This is a genomic window from Pseudarthrobacter sp. RHLT3-21, from assembly GCF_059383495.1.
In genome coordinates this window covers 20021-38417 of the sequence record NZ_JBWZCI010000002.1, presented here as the reverse complement: position 1 = coordinate 38417, position 18397 = coordinate 20021, and the positions used below count along the sequence as shown (strand labels likewise).

At 65.3% G+C, this 18397-nt stretch carries 14 protein-coding genes; 8 read left to right on the top strand and 6 right to left on the bottom strand.

The window, feature by feature from the left end; genetic code table 11:
- Window positions 1–7: 7 nt before the first annotated feature.
- From AC50YA_RS02880 to rpsA, 3 genes are all read left to right on the top strand, one after another.
- Window positions 8–1297, top strand: a complete 1290-nt coding sequence (locus AC50YA_RS02880) for a GNAT family N-acetyltransferase (protein ID WP_494981086.1) — start codon at window positions 8–10, stop codon at window positions 1295–1297.
- An 82-nt stretch (window positions 1298–1379) separates the two neighbouring features.
- The gene (locus AC50YA_RS02875; protein ID WP_494980869.1) at window positions 1380–2258 is read left to right on the top strand and encodes a polysaccharide deacetylase family protein; all 879 of its coding nucleotides are present in this window, start codon (window positions 1380–1382) and stop codon (window positions 2256–2258) included.
- 181 nt (window positions 2259–2439) lie between these two features.
- Window positions 2440–3918 carry a 30S ribosomal protein S1 gene (gene rpsA / locus AC50YA_RS02870; RefSeq protein ID WP_494980868.1) on the top strand — a complete coding sequence of 493 codons (1479 nt, stop codon included), beginning with the start codon at window positions 2440–2442 and terminating at the stop codon, window positions 3916–3918.
- A gap of 135 nt (window positions 3919–4053) precedes the next feature.
- Here the strand turns inward: rpsA and AC50YA_RS02865 are convergent, their stop codons facing one another.
- Together AC50YA_RS02865 and AC50YA_RS02860 are read right to left on the bottom strand one after the other, a co-directional pair.
- A complete protein-coding gene (locus AC50YA_RS02865; protein ID WP_494980867.1) occupies window positions 4054–4581 on the bottom strand; it encodes a GNAT family N-acetyltransferase in 528 nt (175 codons plus the stop codon).
- Window positions 4565–5254, bottom strand: a complete 690-nt coding sequence (locus tag AC50YA_RS02860) for an IMPACT family protein (protein WP_494980866.1) — start codon at window positions 5252–5254, stop codon at window positions 4565–4567. The genes AC50YA_RS02865 and AC50YA_RS02860 overlap by 17 nt, the downstream gene beginning before the upstream one ends.
- Before the next feature lie 152 nt (window positions 5255–5406).
- Between AC50YA_RS02860 and coaE the strand changes: the two genes are divergently transcribed.
- From coaE to AC50YA_RS02840, 4 genes are all read left to right on the top strand, one after another.
- Window positions 5407–6621, top strand: coding sequence for a dephospho-CoA kinase (coaE, locus tag AC50YA_RS02855; protein WP_494980865.1), 1215 nt, complete (start codon window positions 5407–5409; stop codon window positions 6619–6621).
- A gap of 79 nt (window positions 6622–6700) precedes the next feature.
- The gene (uvrB, locus tag AC50YA_RS02850) at window positions 6701–8800 is read left to right on the top strand and encodes an excinuclease ABC subunit UvrB (RefSeq protein WP_494980864.1); all 2100 of its coding nucleotides are present in this window, start codon (window positions 6701–6703) and stop codon (window positions 8798–8800) included.
- A gap of 233 nt (window positions 8801–9033) precedes the next feature.
- Complete coding sequence (locus tag AC50YA_RS02845; protein WP_494980863.1) at window positions 9034–10062, top strand: TerC family protein; 1029 nt, start codon at window positions 9034–9036, stop codon at window positions 10060–10062.
- 108 nt (window positions 10063–10170) lie between these two features.
- Window positions 10171–11613: an MFS transporter gene (locus AC50YA_RS02840; RefSeq protein ID WP_494980862.1), complete on the top strand. Its 1443-nt coding sequence runs from the start codon at window positions 10171–10173 to the stop codon at window positions 11611–11613.
- Here AC50YA_RS02840 and AC50YA_RS02835 read toward each other — a convergent pair.
- The 4 genes from AC50YA_RS02835 to AC50YA_RS02820 all read right to left on the bottom strand — a co-directional run bounded on the left by AC50YA_RS02835 (window position 11599) and on the right by AC50YA_RS02820 (window position 17430).
- Window positions 11599–12891 carry an alpha/beta fold hydrolase gene (locus tag AC50YA_RS02835; protein WP_494981085.1) on the bottom strand — a complete coding sequence of 431 codons (1293 nt, stop codon included), beginning with the start codon at window positions 12889–12891 and terminating at the stop codon, window positions 11599–11601. The two genes, AC50YA_RS02840 and AC50YA_RS02835, sit on opposite strands and share 15 nt — an antisense overlap.
- Window positions 12892–12970: 79 nt before the next feature.
- Window positions 12971–13471, bottom strand: coding sequence for a GNAT family N-acetyltransferase (locus AC50YA_RS02830; RefSeq protein ID WP_494980861.1), 501 nt, complete (start codon window positions 13469–13471; stop codon window positions 12971–12973).
- A gap of 12 nt (window positions 13472–13483) precedes the next feature.
- Window positions 13484–14872, bottom strand: a complete 1389-nt coding sequence (locus AC50YA_RS02825; RefSeq protein WP_494980860.1) for a CoA transferase — start codon at window positions 14870–14872, stop codon at window positions 13484–13486.
- An 11-nt stretch (window positions 14873–14883) separates the two neighbouring features.
- Window positions 14884–17430, bottom strand: coding sequence for a DEAD/DEAH box helicase (locus AC50YA_RS02820; protein WP_494980859.1), 2547 nt, complete (start codon window positions 17428–17430; stop codon window positions 14884–14886).
- Between the two features lie 97 nt (window positions 17431–17527).
- Between AC50YA_RS02820 and AC50YA_RS02815 the strand changes: the two genes are divergently transcribed.
- A complete protein-coding gene (locus AC50YA_RS02815; protein ID WP_494980858.1) occupies window positions 17528–18307 on the top strand; it encodes a trans-aconitate 2-methyltransferase in 780 nt (259 codons plus the stop codon).
- Window positions 18308–18397: the final 90 nt, after the last annotated feature.

The following is an 18397-nucleotide window of genomic DNA, read 5'->3' as shown; positions in this document are numbered from 1 at the left end:
GGCTGAACTGAGTGATGACTATGAAATCCGGCGCTTCACAGCGGCATCCAAGGGCGAGGCGGGATATCCCGACGCCGAATCATGGGTGAAGGCGGTGGCCTTTGGCTTCCACGAATCCACGCGGACGCCGGAGCATGTTGCGAAATCCTTGGAGACCTACGCAGCTGACCGGCGGATCTTCACCGGCGCCTACCAGACGCGGGAAGTCGCGCAAGGGTCGCTCCCCGCGGAGGTGCCGGTGGCAACCTTCGGGACCTTCCGCAAAACGCTCAACATCGGCTTCGGCAGGCTGCTGGAAACCCAGCTGGTCACCGCGGTGACGGTCCGGACCTCGCACCGGCGGCGTGGCCTGCTGCGCCGGATGATGTCCGAGGACCTGTCAATCGCCAAGGACGATGGCCTGGCGATGGCCGCCCTGACAGCGTCGGAGGGCTCCATCTACGGCCGCTTCGGCTACGGGGTGGCCAGCTTCGAACGCACGGTGAAGGTGGACACTACCGCCCGGTTCCGCCTCAACCACCAGTCCGTCGGCAGCGTGGACATCGCGGACCCGCGTGTGCTGCTGGACCTGGCGCCGGAGGTCTTCGACCACGTGCACCGCCTGACCCCGGGATCGATCGGCCGCCAGGAGTGGTACCGGCAACTGGCTTCCGGGTCGCTGGGGCGCGACGGCAAGGAGGATCCCGCCATCAAAGTGGCCCTGCACTACAGCCCCGACGGCGCCGTGGACGGCTATGTCTCCTACAAATTCCTCGGCTGGGAGACCGAGCCCCACACAATGCACGTGGTGGACCTCGTGGCCGCCACGCATGAAGGGTACCTGGAGCTCTGGCAGTTCCTGGCCGCCATCGATCTCGTGTTACGTGTCACGTGGGAGGAAGCACCGCTGGATGACCCGCTCACGTGGGCACTTGCCGATCCCCGCTGCATCGACTCATCCGACTGCCGGGACATGCTCTGGCTCCGCATCCTGGACGTGGCCAAAGCGCTGGGAGCAAGGCATTATCCGGTGGACGGCCGCCTGGTTCTGGAGGTCTTGGACCCTCTTGGCCTCACGGGCGGAACCTTCGCGCTCGAAGCGTCCGGCGGGAAGGCCGCCGTCGTAAGTCTTGACACCCCAGGGACGCCGGATCTCACGCTGGATATCTCAGCACTCGCATCGATTTACCTTGGCGGGGTATGCCCCGTTACACTTACTGCGGCTGGGCGGATCCGCGAACACAAGCAGGGCGCGTCGTTCCAGGCACGGGGGATGTTCGCCGTTGAGCGAGCTACTCACTGCCTGACCCATTTCTAGGTGCCCCTGCCTCTCTGAAGGACTATCCATGGGGGATATCCGCGGACCGAAAATGCCCGGCCGTCGATCCATGTTGCTAGGCATGGCTGGGTTCGCAACTGCAGCCCTGTCAGGGTGCGCGGCCGCCAGCCGTGCCGCAGTCGACGGCGACCCGTTCTCACAGGCAGCCGTGCAGGCAGTTGATCCAGCCGTGCCTGCCAGCTCCAGGACTGCGCCGGCAGCTGTACCCATCGGTGAGCCGGGCCGTCCCGATCTGCCGACAAAACAGCAAATTGTGGCCGAATTCGCCAACCGCAAGCCCCAGGAGTGGGGACTCCAGGTCACGGGCGTGGTCACCCAGGCGGCAGCCGGTGCGATAGCACTGACCTTCGATGCCTGCGGTGGCGCCCGGGGCACCGGGTTCGATCAACAGTTGCTCGGGACCCTGCGAAAGCTGAACATACCGGCAACACTGTTCCTCAATGAACGGTGGATCCAGGCAAATCCCGGTCTGACCAAGGAATTGGCGGATAATCCGCTTTTTGAACTTGCGAATCACGGATTTCTGCACCGTCCGCTTTCGGTCAACGGCAAATCTGCTTACGGCATCGGGGGGACGGGTGACCTCGGACAGGTCTATGACGAGGTGACCGGGAATCAGAAAGTCCTCCAGGATATTACGGGGCGACTTCCGCGGTTCTTCCGCCCCGGGACGGCCTACTATGACGAAGTTGCCGCTGCGGTGACGCGCCGGCTCGGGCTGCAGCCGGTGAATTTCAGCATCAATGGCGACGCCGGGGCCACGTTCGCGGCATCAACTGTCGCCGCCGAGGTGGCCAAGGCTAAGCCAGGCGACATCGTGATTGCCCACATCAACAAGCCTGGCAGCGGGACAGCTGCCGGATTTGCCCAGGCACTCCCGCGGCTGCAAGGCGGCGGAACCACGTTCGCCCGCCTGGGCGACGTGTTGCCTGCGCTTTGACCCCTGTTGGCCGCTGCGACTAGAATAAGTGGGCGCGTACTACGTGCACGTTTCCAAAATTCACAAATCAGGATGACCCGGAAGATCCATGCGATCGCCCGAAGACCTGCGCCTGCGTTCCATAACGCGGGCGCGGCGGTTTGCCTGACCGACTAACTATCCACAACGGAGCCCCTACTACATGACCATCACCTCCACCGAGAAGCCCGGTACCCCAGTAGTCGCCATTAACGACATCGGTACCGCTGAGGACTTCCTCGCAGCAGTCGACGCCACCATCAAGTACTTCAACGACGGAGACCTCGTCGAAGGTACCGTCGTCAAGGTCGACCGCGATGAAGTTCTGCTCGACATCGGTTACAAGACCGAAGGTGTCATCCCCTCCCGCGAGCTGTCCATCAAGCACGACGTTGATCCCGGAGACGTTGTCTCCGTTGGCGATCTCGTCGAAGCCCTGGTGCTCACCAAGGAAGACAAAGAAGGCCGCCTGATCCTCTCCAAGAAGCGGGCTCAGTACGAGCGCGCCTGGGGCGACATCGAGAAGGTCAAGGAAGAAGACGGTGTTGTCACCGGTACCGTCATCGAGGTTGTCAAGGGTGGTCTTATCCTCGACATCGGTCTGCGCGGCTTCCTGCCCGCATCCCTCGTCGAGATGCGCCGTGTGCGCGACCTCGCTCCGTACATCGGTCAGAAGATCGAAGCCAAAATCATCGAGCTGGACAAGAACCGCAACAACGTTGTGCTGTCCCGCCGTGCATGGCTCGAGCAGACCCAGTCCGAGGTCCGCTCCACGTTCCTCAACAAGCTGGAAAAGGGCCAGGTCCGTCCCGGCGTCGTTTCCTCCATCGTCAACTTCGGTGCCTTCGTGGACCTGGGCGGCGTAGACGGCCTCGTTCACGTTTCCGAGCTGTCCTGGAAGCACATCGACCACCCGTCCGAGGTTGTCGAAGTTGGCCAGGAAGTCACCGTCGAGGTTCTCGAAGTCGACCTGGACCGCGAGCGCGTTTCCCTGTCACTCAAGGCTACGCAGGAAGATCCGTGGCAGACCTTCGCCCGCACCCACGCCCTCGGGCAGGTTGTTCCGGGTAAGGTCACCAAGCTCGTTCCGTTCGGTGCGTTCGTACGCGTCGAAGACGGCATCGAAGGCCTCGTGCACATCTCCGAGCTGGCAGTCCGCCACGTGGAGCTGGCTGAGCAGGTTGTCTCCGTTGGTGACGAGCTGTTCGTCAAGGTCATCGACATCGACCTCGAGCGCCGCCGTATCTCCCTCTCCCTCAAGCAGGCTAACGAGGGCGTTGACGCCGAGTCCACCGAATTCGATCCGGCTCTCTACGGCATGTCCGCTGAGTACGACGAAGAGGGCAACTACAAGTACCCGGAGGGCTTCGACCCGGAGTCCAACGAGTGGCTTGAAGGCTACGAGAACCAGCGCGCCGTCTGGGAGCAGCAGTACGCTGACGCCCAGACCCGCTGGGAAGCACACAAGAAGCAGGTTGCCCAGCACGCTGCCGACGACGCTGTAGCTGCAACGTCCGGTGACAGCGATTCCGGCACCACCAGCTACTCCTCCGAGCCTGCTGCCGAGTCGAACGCCGGGGCCGGTACCTTGGCTTCCGACGAGGCTCTTGCAGCTCTGCGCGAGAAGCTGACCGGCAACTAATTGCCACCGGCCCGGGGCTTCCCGGGCCAATACAGCGGGCCCCTGCGAAAGCAGGGGCCCGCTGTGTTTAACCCGCTGCGTCTAACCGGCCACCTGACCAGCACTTAACGCTCCCAAAGGCGCGTTTCGGTGCGTCTACTGCGAGTCGGTTGGGAGTACGACGACGGCACTCACCGCGCCGTTGTCGTCCGTCAGGACCGCGCCGGCGGCGGTGAGGAGCCGCTGCGCGCCCATGTTGCCGGCCGTGGTGTATGCCACCAGCTGATGCAGTCCGGCGCGTCGGGCTTCTGCCAGAACCAGCCTCAACGCTGCGCCACCGACACCGTGGCCGCGGTAGCTCCGGCCCAGCCAGATGCCTGTCTCAGCAGTGTCGGAGCCAATGGTGGCCGTTTCCGGGTCCGTCCGCTTGAGCCTGATCGCGCCGGCCGGGCTGCCGTCGCAGAGCACCGCCCAGCTCTTTTCCGAGGCTGGTCCGTCGAGGCCGGCGGCGGCAGAGCGGTGGTAGGTGCGGAACCAGTTGATGCGTTCCGCGTTCCAGCCGGTCCCGTTGCCAAGTGGCGGGGAGACGTCATCCGCGGACGCGTCCCCCTGTGCCAGTTCCAGCAGCCGCTCCAGCATGGGGTCATCGACGTCTGCCAGGCGGACCTCAGGGGAGCGGGACATCGATCCACTCCGTTCCGGCCAGAGTGAGCCCGGTTCTCCCTGCGGTGAGCGACAGCACGCGTTCGGTGGCGGCAGTGATTTCTTCAGCTTCGTCCGGCACAGCCAGGCGCAGGATCGTGTCCTGTGCTCCGTAGCTGGTTTCCGCCATCACAAACCCGGCCGCCCGAAGATCGTTCTCCAGCCGTCCCGCAGCGGCGTGCGGCACCGGCGCTGAGCAGATCCGCAGCCGGCTCCGCCGGACCAGGGGTGCCCGTTCCAGGGCGGCGGACACCGATTCCGAGTAGGCGCGCACCAGCCCTCCAGCGCCCAGCAGGATGCCGCCGAAATAGCGGACGACGACGGCACTGACGTCGCTGAGGTCCGTCACCCCCGGTGCTGTTTCCCTCTTGATGATGGCCTCCAGCATGGGGATGCCGGCGGTGCCGGTGGGCTCGCCGTCGTCATTGGAGCGCTGGATGTCCCGGTCCGGTCCCAGGACGAACGCCGAGCAATGATGGCGGGCATCGTGGAACTCGCGGCGCAGGCCGGCCACCAGGTCCCGCGCGGTGTCCTCAGTGTCGGCGCGGCGCAGCACCGTGATGAACCTGGAGCGTTTGATCTCGATCTCGTGCCGGAACTCCGGCCCCAACGCGAGTGTGGTGTAAGTGGTGGCCCGGCTTTCTTGCTCTTGCACCGGCCAAGTCTAGTGCGGGCATGTGCCCACGCCGCCAGGGTTCCCTGGGTGAGCGCAGCGAAGTCAGGGAGGCGGTGGATGGGCCCACGCCGCCAGGGTTCCCTGGGTGAGCGCAGCGAAGTCAGGGAGGCGGTGGGGATTAGGGTGGTGGGATGCTGAAGATCGGGTTGACGGGCGGGATCGCCTCAGGGAAGTCAGCGGTCGCGTCACGCCTCGCCGAGCTCGGCGCCGTGCTGGTGGACGCGGATGCGCTGGCCCGGGACGTGGTTGAGCCGGGAACGCCGGGACTGGCCCGTGTGGTGGAAGCCTTTGGACCGGACATGCTCGACGCCGGGGGGCGGCTGGATCGGGCCAGGCTCGGTTCTGTGGTGTTCGGCAACCCCTCGCAGCTGGCCGTGCTGAACGGCATTGTCCACCCCCTGGTCCGGGCCGCGGCGGCGGGCATCATCGCCACAGCCCCGGCCGGCGCCATTGTGGTCCAGGACATCCCACTGCTGGTGGAGACCGGTCAGGGCAGCGGCTTCCATCTGGTCCTTGTGGTGGACGCACCCGATGAGGTCAGGATCGGCCGGATGCTCGAACACCGAGGCATGACGGCCGAGGACGCCCGGTCGCGTATGGCGGCCCAGGCCTCGCGTGAGGCGCGGCTTGCTGCTGCTGACGTGGTCCTTGACAACTCCGGATCACTGGCGGACGTGACGGCGCGGGTGGAGCGGCTGTGGGCCGAACGGCTGGTGCCGTTCGCGGAAAATGTCCGCCGCGGTGTCAGGGCTGCAAGGGCCGGCACAGCAGTTTTGTCGGCACCGCAGGTGGAATGGCCGGCCCAGGCCGCACGGCTGGGATGCCGGATCATGGCCGCAGCACCTGATGCCATCCTGGCAGTTGACCATATTGGCTCCACCGCCGTGCCTGGTCTGGCCGCCAAGGACGTCATCGACCTCCAGATCACGGTGTCGGATCTCAACGTGGCTGACCGGATCGCACCCCTGCTGGCGGCGGCCGGCTTCCCTGTCGTGCCGGGGGCCGGCTTCGACACACCAAAACCAATGGAGCCGGATCCGGGGCAGTGGCAGAAGCGTTTCCACGCCAACGCGGACCCTGGCCGCCCGGTAAACCTGCACGTCCGGGCAGCCGGATCGCCTGGCTGGCGCTACGCATTGTGCTTCCGGGACTGGCTGAGGAGCGACCCGGCGGCGGCCACCTTGTATGAGGACCATAAGCGCGCCCTGGCCGAACAGTTTGCGGGCACAGGCGGCACCCGGGCCTATGCGGAGGCGAAGGAGCCGTGGTTCAGGGACGTAGCCTGGCCGGATATGGAGGGGTGGGCCGCCCGGACGGGTTGGGCGCCGCCGTCGTACATCCCCTGAACTCCTTGCCCCTGAGGCGGGTTGTTCGCCGGTAACTGATCCGGCTTTCACTGTCGGTCCCCGGTTGTAGATTAGATGCATGAGTCTTGCCCAGGAGATCAACCGCGTTGTCGCTCCGTTTGAAGTCATCAGCGAGTTCCAGCCGGCAGGTGACCAGCCTGCCGCGATCATCGAACTGACGGAGCGGATCAGGAACGGCGAGAAGGACGTTGTCCTTCTGGGTGCCACCGGTACCGGCAAGAGCGCCACCACGGCCTGGCTCATCGAACAGGTCCAGCGGCCCACTTTGGTCATGGTGCAGAACAAGACCCTGGCCGCCCAGCTCGCCAACGAATTCCGTGAACTCCTGCCCAACAACGCGGTGGAGTACTTCGTTTCGTACTACGACTACTACCAGCCTGAGGCGTACGTGGCGCAGACGGACACCTTCATTGAGAAGGACTCCTCCGTCAACGAGGAAGTGGAACGGCTCCGCCACTCCGCCACCAACGCCCTGCTGACCCGCCGTGACGTCATTGTGGTCGCCACGGTGTCCTGCATCTACGGCCTGGGCACACCGGAAGAGTATATTGCCGGCATGGTCACGCTCCGCAAGGGGGCGCAGATGAATCGTGACGACCTGCTCCGGAAATTCGTCTCCATGCAGTACGCGCGCAACGACATGGACTTCCACCGCGGCACCTTCCGGGTCCGCGGCGACACCGTGGAAATCATCCCGATGTACGAGGAACTGGCCATCCGGATCGAATTCTTCGGAGACGAGATTGAGAACATCCATACTCTCCATCCGCTGACTGGCGAGCTGATCCGGGACGAGGAGGAAATGTACGTCTTCCCGGCTTCGCACTATGTGGCCGGGCCTGAGCGGATGGCCCGGGCCATCAAGCGGATCGAGGATGAACTCGCCGAACGCCTGGCCGTCCTTGAAGGCCAGAACAAGCTGGTGGAAGCCCAGCGGCTCCGGATGCGCACCACCTACGACCTCGAAATGATGCAGCAGATGGGCTTCTGCAACGGCATTGAAAACTACTCGTCGCACATTGACGGCCGCGCCCGCGGGACCGCCCCGCACTGCCTCATCGATTACTTCCCGGACGACTTCCTGCTGGTGATCGACGAATCCCACGTCACGGTGCCGCAGATCGGCGCCATGTACGAGGGCGACATGTCCCGTAAACGGAACCTCGTGGACTTCGGCTTCCGCCTGCCGTCGGCCATGGACAACCGCCCGCTCAAATGGGACGAATTCCTCCAACGCGTGGGCCAGACCGTCTACCTGTCGGCTACTCCGGGCAAGTACGAACTTGGCAAGGCCGACGGCTTTGTGCAGCAGATCATCCGGCCCACCGGGCTGATCGACCCCGAGGTGGTGGTCAAACCCACCAAGGGCCAGATCGATGACCTCCTGGGCGAGATCAAGACCCGCACGGCAAAAAACGAACGCGTCCTGGTCACCACACTGACCAAGCGGATGGCGGAGGACCTCACCGACTACCTGCTGGGCCACGGCATCAAGGTCGAATACCTGCACTCGGACGTGGACACCCTGCGCCGGGTCGAACTGCTCCGGGAACTCCGGATGGGTGTCTTCGACGTCCTGGTGGGCATTAACCTGCTCCGCGAAGGCCTGGACCTGCCCGAGGTCTCCCTCGTGAGCATCCTGGACGCAGACAAGGAAGGCTTCCTTCGCTCGGCGACGTCGCTGATCCAGACCATCGGCCGCGCCGCCCGCAACGTCTCCGGCGAGGTCCACATGTACGCGGACCGCATCACCGACTCGATGGCCAAGGCTATCGACGAGACCAACCGGCGCCGCGCCATCCAGGTGGCCTACAACACGGAACGGGGCATTGATCCGCAGCCGCTGCGGAAGAAGATTGCCGACATTACCGACCAGCTGGCCAAGGAAGACGCCGACACCCAGGAGCTGCTCAACAACAACCGGCTGGCCAAGGGCGCCAAGCGTGGCAAGTCTGCGGCAAAGGGCGCGGCGCAGGTCCGCAAGGACGGCCTTGCCGCGGCACCGGCCGAAGACCTTGTGGGTCTCATCGAACAGCTGACCGAACAGATGCACGGCGCTGCCGCCGAACTGCAGTTCGAGCTGGCCGCGCGGATCCGGGACGAGGTCAGTGATCTTAAGAAGGAGCTCCGCCAGATGCAGGCTGCCGGCCACGCCTAGGCCAGGCCAGGCCGTGGTGGGGAGGGGACGCACTCTGTCAGGGCATGTTCCCGCATGCGGGGGCGCCTACTGTACAGTTAACGTCACGTAGGGGAGTATCCCGAGCGCTACGATCGTCAACACGCCAAGCACAGTTGCTTGGCCGGGCGTAGCGGGCCGCCATTTCAGCACCAAGTGCACAGGCTGGCCGGAGAGACTTACACCATTTCTCTGTACCCTGCGAAAGGCTACCCGTGCCCGAATTACCCGTGTGGTTCGAGGTCGGCTCACTTGTCGTCCTTGGCCTGATCCTCCTCATTGACCTTCTGCTGGTCGTCCGGCGTCCCCATGAACCTTCCATGAAGGAAGCCGGCCTGTGGGTTGCGTTCTACGTCTCCCTTGCCCTGCTGTTCGCCGGGGCCATGTTCTTCTTTACCGGTGCCGAGTTCGGCGGCCAGTTCGTGGCCGGCTGGGTCACCGAGTACAGCCTCAGCATCGACAACCTGTTTGTCTTCATCATCATCATGGCCCGCTTCTCCGTGCCCCGTAAGTACCAGCAGGAAGTCCTGATGGTGGGCATCATCATCGCCCTGATCCTGCGCGGCATCTTCATCCTCCTCGGCGCCATTGTGATCGAACAGTTCAGCTGGGTGTTCTACATCTTCGGTGCGTTCCTGCTCTGGACCGCCTGGAAGCAGGCCCAGGACGAAGGTGAGGACGAAGAGGAGAAGGAAAACCCGCTCATCGCCCGGATCCGCAAGTTCATCCCCATGTCGGAGAAGTTCGACGGCGGCAAGCTCCGCACCACGGTGGACGGCAAGAAGGTCTTCACCCCGATGCTGATTGTGTTCATCACCATCGGCCTGACCGACCTCCTCTTCGCCGTGGACTCGATTCCCGCGATCTTCGGCCTGACGCAGAGCCCGTTCATCGTCTTCACCGCCAACCTGTTCGCCCTGATGGGCCTGCGCCAGCTGTACTTCCTGCTGGGTGGGCTGATGAACCGCCTGATCTACCTGAAGCACGCGCTGTCCTTCATCCTGGCGTTCATCGGTGTGAAGCTGGTGCTCCACGCCATGCACGTGAACGAACTGCCGTTCATCAACGGCGGCAACCACATCGAATGGGCCCCGGAGATTCCGACCTTCGTCTCCCTGGCCGTCATTGTGGGCACCATCATCGTTGCCGTGGTTGCCAGCCTCATGAGCTCCAAGGCAAAGACGGCCCACCTGGACCCCCGCCTCGAAGAAGACGCCAAGAAGAGCCTCAGCGACGCCGAGTAGGCGCTCCTACACACTGCAGGAGCCAGCAATCCCGGCCGCCGTGCGGCCGGGATTGCTGGCTTTAACGAACCCCTGCGGTAGCGGCCAGCGGAGGACTATGCTCGGAGCATGGCCCGCATCCTCATGAGGGAAAGTGGAGTGCGCCAGGTGCAGCGGCGCACTGTGGTGCTGCTGAGCGCGGCCCAGGTGTTCGGTGGCATAGGCACCGGAGCCACGGTTTCCATTGGTTCTATCCTGGCTGTGGAGCTATCGGGTTCCAGTGTGTGGGCGGGAGCCGTGGCCACGGTTATGACCTTGGGGGCCGCACTGACAGCCTTGCCCCTTGCTTCGCTGGCGGAGCGTCGGGGCCGCCGGGCCGGTCAGGTGACGGGGCTTTCCGCCGCCCTGGCAGGGACCGTGCTGATAGTGCTTTCGGTGGTGTCCGGCTTGTTCGTCCTGCTGGTGCTGGGGGCCGTGGGCATCGGGGTGGGCACCGCGGCCAGCCTGCAGGCGCGCTTTGCCGCCGTCGACCTTGCGGATGCTGAACACCGCGGCAGGGCGCTGTCCGCTGTTGTGTGGGCTGTGACGGTCGGCGCCGTGGCCGGACCCAACCTGATCCAGCCTGGCACCGTTGTGGGCCTGGCCCTCGGCCTGCCGCCCGTCGCCGGACCGTTCGTGATCTCCGCAGCCGGACTCCTGCTGGCGATCGTGCTGATCTTCGCCGGCCTCAGGCCCGACCCGCTCCTGCTTGCCCGGGAAATCGCGGCCCAGGAGACCGCCGTTCAGCCGGCCGCCCAAGAACCCGCCGCCCAGCCGGCTGGCGGGGACTTGCAGGGCACGCCGCCAGGTACGGCAAGCCTGCAAGGCGCCACCGCGCGCAACGCAGTCGGGGGATCGCTCGTCCGAGGGCTGCGGGCAATCCGCCAATCCAGGGCGTCCTGGCTGGCGCTTGCCGCCGTCGTCGGAGCGCACTCCGTGATGGTGGGCGTGATGTCCATGACCCCGCTGCATTTGCAGGAACTTGTGGCCGGGCCGGGTTCCACCCATGTCGGCCACGCTGCCTCCGGCGATGTCCTGGTGATCATCGGCTTCACCATCTCCCTGCATATCGCCGGCATGTTCGCGTTGTCGCCGGTCATGGGCTGGCTGACTGACAAGGCGGGCAGGACAGAGACCATCATGATCGGCTTCGCCACGCTCATCGCGGCCGTCGCCGTCGCCGGATTCGGCCAGACATCCACCGTGGCGGTGGCCGTGGGACTTGTCCTGCTGGGCGTGGGTTGGTCTGCGGCCACCATATCCGGCTCCACGCTGCTGGCGGAGAGCGTCCCCCAGGAGTCCCGCGTGGTGGTCCAAGGTGTGTCGGACATGCTGATGGGCGCCGCCGGCGCAGTGGGCGGGGCAACCTCCGGCCTGATCCTCAGCTGGGCCGGCTACCTGGGACTGAATATGGCGGGCGGCCTGGTGGGAGCTGCTGTGCTGACCGCCGCAGTCATTGTCCTTGTGGCGCGTCGCCGCAGCCCCGCCACCGGCACAGCCACCGGTTCAGTTGGCGGCTCAACTGCCCGCTGAGCCGGCAACCGAGCGCACCACACCCAGCAGGCGCCCGAAAATGGCCTCGCCGTCGTCGGCTATGCCGTCATGGTGGAAGTCGGCCGTCTCCCATACCTGAAGGCCGCGTACTGCAGCCGCCGTTTCCAGGGACAGACTGCGGTCCACATATATGTCGTCGCGGTAGACCGCAGCCGCAACCGGCACTCTGTTGGCGATGAGTTGCGTGTGGTCATACAACGGCTTCCAGTCCGTCTTGGCGGCCAGCAGATGGGCCACCTGCCGCAGCGGCACCAAGGCGGCATCCTGCTCGAAGTACCACGGGTACACCATCTCGCCGGTCAGCAGCAGTGGCTCCGCATCCGGGCGGAATGCCGGATTTTCCTGCAGCACCCGCCAGGCAGCCCAGTCGGTCGCCTGTCCCTGCCCGTAGATGGACTCATGCAGCAGGGCATAGAGCGGGTTCGCCAGGCGGGACACGATGCCCTGGACCTGCTCCAGGAAGGCATCGGAGAGCCTGTTCCCGTGCGGTGTCGTGGTGAACGCGTCCTCCAGCAGGTAGTGCAGGCCGTCCACCCGCGTGTTTCCGCCCAGGAAGGAACCCACCATCTGGAACCGTTCCGGCGTGAGCCGGCCGCCGTCGGGAAGGAACTCCTCGGTCTGCCGAAGGTGCGATGCGATCGCGTTCACGGTCCGGCGGTCCTCCGGATACCAGCTGAAGTATTCAGTGTTGCGGGCCGCAACGCGCGCGAACGTGGCGCGGTAGACGTCGTCGGCGTGGCCGGCGAGCGGCGCCAGCCCGCCCGTGATGAGCGCTTCCTTCAGCCCTTCCGGGGCAAAGGACAGGTACGTCAGCGCGCAGAATCCGCCGTAGCTTTGGCCGTAGATGCTCCAGGGGCCGGAGCCGAGCGCCGCCCGGATGAGCTCCGCGTCGGCCACGATGGAATCCGCACGGAAATGTTCAAGGTACGCGGCCTGTGCCTCGGCCGTTCCACGCGCCGGCAGCGTGTTCCGGTCAATGGGGGTCGAAAGCCCGGTGCCGCGCTGGTCCAGCATCAGGATCCGGAAGTCCCGGGCCGCCGCCTTGCTCCAGCCGCTCAGCGACGCCAGCCGGTTTCCGCGGCCGCCCGGCCCGCCCTGGAGGAACAGCAGCCAGGGAAGCTGTTCGGCTTCAGCCTGGGTATGGGCCGACGAGACGTACTCGTGGGCGAAGACGGTGATGGTCTTGGCGGCGCCGTCGCCGCTGCCTGGCGCGAAGTGGTCCAAGGGAACGGTGAAGTAGTGCTCGGCGGTGCGCATGCCCCGGAATTCGTGCCGGGCCTTCACAAAATGCGGGACAGGGGTCCGCGTCTGCGTGGTTTGGGCGGAAGCGTCGTGCTCAGCCACGGATGGACGCCGCCGTTCTGGTGCCAAAGCTCTCCAGCGCATCGCCGGTCAGGCGGAACGTGGACCAGCCGTCCAGGGGGCGGGCGCCGAGGCTGCGGTAGAAGTTGATGGACGGTTCGTTCCAGTCCAGGACGCTCCATTCAACCCGGGCATAGCCGTTCTCGACGGCGGTGGCGGCCAGGTGCTTCAGCAGCGCCTTGCCGTGGCCCTCGCCCCGGGCGTCCGGGCTGACGTAGAGGTCTTCCAGGTAGATGCCGTGGACGCCTTCCCACGTGGAGTAGTTCAGGAACCAGAGGGCGAAGCCCTGGACCTCGCCCGCGCTGTTCTCAGCCATCGTGGCAAACACGCGCGGGTTCTCGCCGAACAGGACCTCAGCCAGCATTTCCGGGGTGTTGCGGACCGCATCCGGTTCCTTCTCGTAGATGGCCAGTTCGTGGATCATCTGCAGGATGGCGGGGACGTCTGGCCGCGTGGCGGGGCGGATTACACTCATGGTGAGAGTTTACTAGCGGGGCCGTGATCCCTGCTGCCAGCGAAGCTGCGAAGTCCCGTAGCGGACAGGTCCCCTGCTGTACTCAAGCGGTACACCGTCCGCCGAGACGGGCGGCCCAACATACCGCAGGCGGCCGTATGGGCTGTCAATCATGCGGAAGTCCGGTTCAGGCAGGGAACCACTGTGGCCGGCAGCCGCGGGGATCCGGAATAATTCTTCAGCGGTGCGGGCCAAAGAAAGCCGGGCCGCGCCGCCACGTCCGCTTCGGAGCCGTTCGGCCAGCAAGGCAAGTGCTGCCGCCGCCAGGCCATATCCGGTGGCATGATCCAGAGCCTGCACAGGCAGCGCCCCGGGCTGCCACCCGTCATCAGTTGTCCGGCCATACCGTTCGGCAATGCCGCAGGCGGCCTGTACCAGGCTGTCGAAACCGCGCCGCCCGTTCCACGGGCCGCCGCTGCCCCACGCACTGAGAGTGACCATCACGAGGTCGGGCCGGGCAAGCAACATGGCTTCGGGCGCCAGCCCGAAACGGTCCAGCCCGCCGTCGCGGTAACCCGTGACCACCACGTCAGCAGACTCAATGAGACGCCTCACTGTATCCATAGCCTCAGGAACCCGGAGGTCCGCCTCCGCGCTGCGCTTGTCAAAGCCAGAGTCAACAAAAACATCGCTCAGCTCCGGAAGCTGGGGCGGGTCGATGCGCAGGACGTCCGCACCCAGGGCGCCCAGGAGGCGGGTGGCCGTGGGGCCGGCAATGACGCGCGTCAGGTCCAGCACCTTGAGCCCGGTCAAGGGGTGGCGGGGAACTGCCGATGGAACCCACCGGGAGAGCTGCGAACTTTCACTGCCGGCCGTCGACGGACGGGAGATTCTGATCCACGGCCCGGCGCTGGCCGTCCCATACATTGGGGTCGCGACCCACTCCTCCCGCGTCCGCACCGCAGCAGCGACGCCGTTGTTTGCCGTGATGGCTTCCTCTGCTGCCAGGGATGTCATCCTAAGCAGGGTGTGTTCCACGTCCTGTGGTGTGCTGACGGAGAGTGCCGCCATCAGCCGGGCTGCGTGGTGGGGATAGTTGGCGTGCAGGCGGATCCAGCCGTCCGACGTGCGCCGAAAGCCGGACATCGAAGTGAACCCTTCGGGTTTCACCCCGGCAATCCTCAGGTGTCCAAGCGAATCGAAGGACGCCGCCGTGGACCCGGATGCCAGGGTGTACCTCCCCGGAACGCCAACAAGTGCGTTCAGCGACGTGGCTGCTGCCTGGACCGCCCCCAAAGCCAGCCCCTCGACGTCCAGCGGCCCGTTCCACCACTGCCGTGGACCGTCGGAGGGTGCCACGGGCTGGGCCTTCAGGGCTTCCAAAACCCGAAGGCTGCCGGTCAGGTCGGGGACGGATTCCATGGGGTCAGCGCCTAGAGCCGGTTGACGTCGGTGACCCGGACCACTGCCGTTCCGGATTCGTCGGAGGCCGCCAGGTCCACGTCGGCGGAGATGCCCCAGTCATGGTTGCGCGCCGGATCGTCGAAAATCTGCCGGACCTTCCAAAGCCCCGTCTCTTCGGTGATCATGAGCAGTCCGGGGCCGCGGGCATCCGGGCCGGTGCCGATGTCGTTGTGTTCGTCGAAGTAGTCGTCCAGGACGTCTTCCCAGCGGTCGGCACCCCAGCCCGCGCCGCCGTCGAGCTCGCCCAGGGCTGCTGCGTTCTCGTCCGCGAACAGTTCCACACGGCGGAACATCTCGTTGCGGACCATCACGCGGAAGGCACGGATGTTGGACGTCAGCGACGGCGGCGGGGGAGGGGGAGCGTCGTGCGGGGTGGGCATCGCGCCGGACGTCAGCTCCTCCCATTCGTCCAGGAGGCTGGAGTCCACCTGCCGCACCAGTTCGCCAAGCCAGGCGATGAGGTCCTCAAGGTCCTCCCGGAGCATGTCCTGCGGCACAGTCTGGCGTAACGCCTTGAAGCAGTCGGCGAGGTAGCGCAGCACAATGCCCTCGGAGCGGGCCAGCCCATAGAACTGGACGAACTCGCCGAAGTTCATGGCACGCTCGTACATGTCGCGGACCACGGACTTGGGCGCCAGTTCAAAGTCGCCCACCCACGGAGCGGCTTTGCGGTAGACCTCGAAGGCTTCGCCCAGGAGTTCCGCGAGCGGCTGGGGATAGGTGACTTCCTCCAGCATGGCCATGCGCTGGTCATACTCGATGCCGTCAGCCTTCATCGCGGCAATCGCTTCCCCGCGGGCCTTCTTCTGCTGGGCGGAAAGGATCTGGCGGGGCTTTTCGAGGGTCGCCTCGATCACGGACACCACGTCCAGGGCGTACGACGGCGAATCCGGGTCAAGCAGCTCCAGCGCCGCCAGTGCAAACGGCGAGAGCGGCTGGTTCAGGGCAAAATTGGCCTGCAGATGGACGGTGAGCCGGACTGTCCTGCCGTCGTGGCCCTGTTCTTCTGCCGGGATGCGCTCCACCACCTCGGCGGCGAGGAGTTCGCGGTAGATTCCCAGGGCTTTTTTCATCAGCCGCAGCTGTGAGGAGCGGGTCTCGTGGTTTTCAGTCAGCAGGCTGCGGGCAGCCGTGAACGGGTCGCCGGGCCGTTCCATCAGGTTCATCAGCATCGAATGGGTCACGCTGAAACTTGAGGTCAAAGGATCGGGCACGGACTCCACAAGGCGCTTGAACGTGGGTTCACCCCAGGAAACGAAACCCTCCGGCGGCTTCTTCTTGACCACCTGGCGGAGTTTCTTCTGGTCATCACCAAATTTTGCGGTGGCCTTGGCCATGGCCTTCGCGTTTTCGATCACGTGCTCCGGCGCCTGGACTACTACTGTCCCGGCGGTGTCATACCCGGCGCGGCCGGCCCGTCCCGCAATCTGGTGGAACTCCCGGGAGTTAAGCGGGCGGGTGCGGACGCCGTCGTACTTGCTCAGCGCGGTGAGCAAAACGGTGCGGATGGGCACATTGATCCCCACGCCCAGCGTGTCCGTACCGCAGATCACCTTAAGCAGGCCCGCCTGGGCCAGCTGTTCCACCAGCCTCCGGTACTTCGGCAGCATGCCGGCGTGATGGACGCCGATACCGTGCCGGACCAGCCTGTTGAGCGTCTTGCCGAAGCCTGCGGCGAAACGGAAGTTCGCGATCAGCTCGGCGATCTTGTCCTTCTCCTCGCGGGTGCACACGTTGATGCTCATCAGCGTCTGGGCCCGGTCAATGGCCTCGATCTGGCTGAAGTGCACTACGTAGACGGGCACCTGGCGCGTAGAGAGGAGTTCCTCGAGCGTTTCGTGGACCGGCGTCTGGTGGTAGTAGTAATGCAGCGGAATGGGACGCTCGGCTGAACTGACGGTTGTGGTGGGCCGGCCCGTGAGCTCGGTGATGCCACCCTCAAACCGGCTGACATCGCCCAGGGTGGCGGACATCAGGAGGAACTGGGCCTGGGGCAGCTCCAGCAGCGGGACCTGCCAGGCCCAACCGCGCTGGGGGTCGGAGTAGAAATGGAACTCGTCCATAATGACCGCACCAAGTTCGGCGGCGGCCCCTTCCCGGAGGGCGATATTCGCGAGGATTTCCGCCGTGCAGCAGATGATCGGAGCGTTCTGGTTAACGCCCGAGTCACCGGTGATCATGCCAACGTTCTCTGCACCGAAGATGTCGCACAGGGCAAAGAACTTCTCCGAGACCAGCGCCTTGATGGGAGCGGTGTAGTAACTGCGCTGGCCCCTCGCCATGGCCTGGAAGTGCGCCGCGATGGCCACCAGCGATTTGCCGGAACCGGTCGGGGTGGCGAGAATGACGTTGGCACCGGTGGCGAGCTCCATGATGGCCTCGTCCTGGGCAGCGTACAGCTCCAGGCCCCGGCTTTCGGTCCACTCAAGGAATTGGGTGTACAGGGCGTCCGGGTCGATGCCTGCGCCGGAGGGGTTTGGGGCGGGCAGGACAGGCAGCTGGTCAACGAGTTTCATTGATTTCCAGCTTAGTGCCCAGCCGGTGCCGGATATCCGGGCGGGCCCGGGTTAGGCTCGCGGTACTGCCAGACAGCACCCGGCGATGGAGGTAACTGTGAAGTGGGACCCCGTAAAATACGTCCAGTTCGGCGACTACCGCGACCGGCCCTTTTTCGACCTGACGGGGCGGATCCAGGCGGACCGGCCACAGCACGTTGTGGATCTGGGCTGTGGTCCGGGGAACCTCACGGCCACCCTCGCCCGGAGATGGCCGGAAGCGAAAGTGGTCGGGCTCGATTCGTCTGAGGAGATGCTGGGCAAGGCCCAGGCCGGCAAGCATGCGGGCTTCAGCTTCGGGCTGGCCGATATCGCAGACTGGACGCCCCCGGCTGAAACCGACGTGGTGGTCACTAACGCCGCACTTCAGTGGGTGCCGGGCCATCAGGAAATGTTGGCGGGCTGGCTGGCGGCGCTCAAGCCCGGTGCCTGGTTCGCCATGCAGGTGCCGGGGAATTTCAACGCCCCGTCCCATGCCTTAATGCGGGAACTCGCGGGCTCGGCGCGCTGGGCGCCCCAGCTCGACGGCGTGCTCCGCGGTGGAGACTCCGTGGGGGAGCCCGCAGACTATCTCAGCATCATGCTGGACGCGGGCTGCACGGCAGACGCTTGGGAAACCACCTACCAGCAGGTCCTCACCGGGACGGATCCGGTGCTGAACTGGGTGCGCGGCACGGCGTTGCGCCCGGTCGTGGCGGCCCTCGCAGCTGAGGACGGGCACGCCTTTGAAGCTGAGTATGCGTCAGCCCTGCGTGCCGCTTACCCGGGAACGGTCCACGGCACGGTGTTTCCCTTCCGGCGGATCTTTGCCGTAGCGCAAAAGCAGACCAGCACATAAACTCCATTCGTTTGAAGTTCTCTACATGGTCGGTAATGCCCTATGACCAGAAAGAGAATGTGATGCTGGTTACAATGACGAAAGCGGCTT

Coding starts and splice junctions, on each gene's coding strand:
- AC50YA_RS02820 (WP_494980859.1), bottom strand. CDS start 17,430: ATGAAACTCGTTGACCAGCTGCCTGTCCTGCCCGCCCCAAACCCCTCC.
- AC50YA_RS02835 (WP_494981085.1), bottom strand. CDS start 12,891: ATGCGCACCGCCGAGCACTACTTCACCGTTCCCTTGGACCACTTCGCG.
- AC50YA_RS02830 (WP_494980861.1), bottom strand. CDS start 13,471: ATGAGTGTAATCCGCCCCGCCACGCGGCCAGACGTCCCCGCCATCCTG.
- rpsA (WP_494980868.1), top strand. CDS start 2,440: ATGACCATCACCTCCACCGAGAAGCCCGGTACCCCAGTAGTCGCCATT.
- coaE (WP_494980865.1), top strand. CDS start 5,407: ATGCTGAAGATCGGGTTGACGGGCGGGATCGCCTCAGGGAAGTCAGCG.
- AC50YA_RS02840 (WP_494980862.1), top strand. CDS start 10,171: ATGGCCCGCATCCTCATGAGGGAAAGTGGAGTGCGCCAGGTGCAGCGG.
- AC50YA_RS02875 (WP_494980869.1), top strand. CDS start 1,380: ATGGCTGGGTTCGCAACTGCAGCCCTGTCAGGGTGCGCGGCCGCCAGC.
- AC50YA_RS02865 (WP_494980867.1), bottom strand. CDS start 4,581: ATGTCCCGCTCCCCTGAGGTCCGCCTGGCAGACGTCGATGACCCCATG.
- uvrB (WP_494980864.1), top strand. CDS start 6,701: ATGAGTCTTGCCCAGGAGATCAACCGCGTTGTCGCTCCGTTTGAAGTC.
- AC50YA_RS02825 (WP_494980860.1), bottom strand. CDS start 14,872: ATGGAATCCGTCCCCGACCTGACCGGCAGCCTTCGGGTTTTGGAAGCC.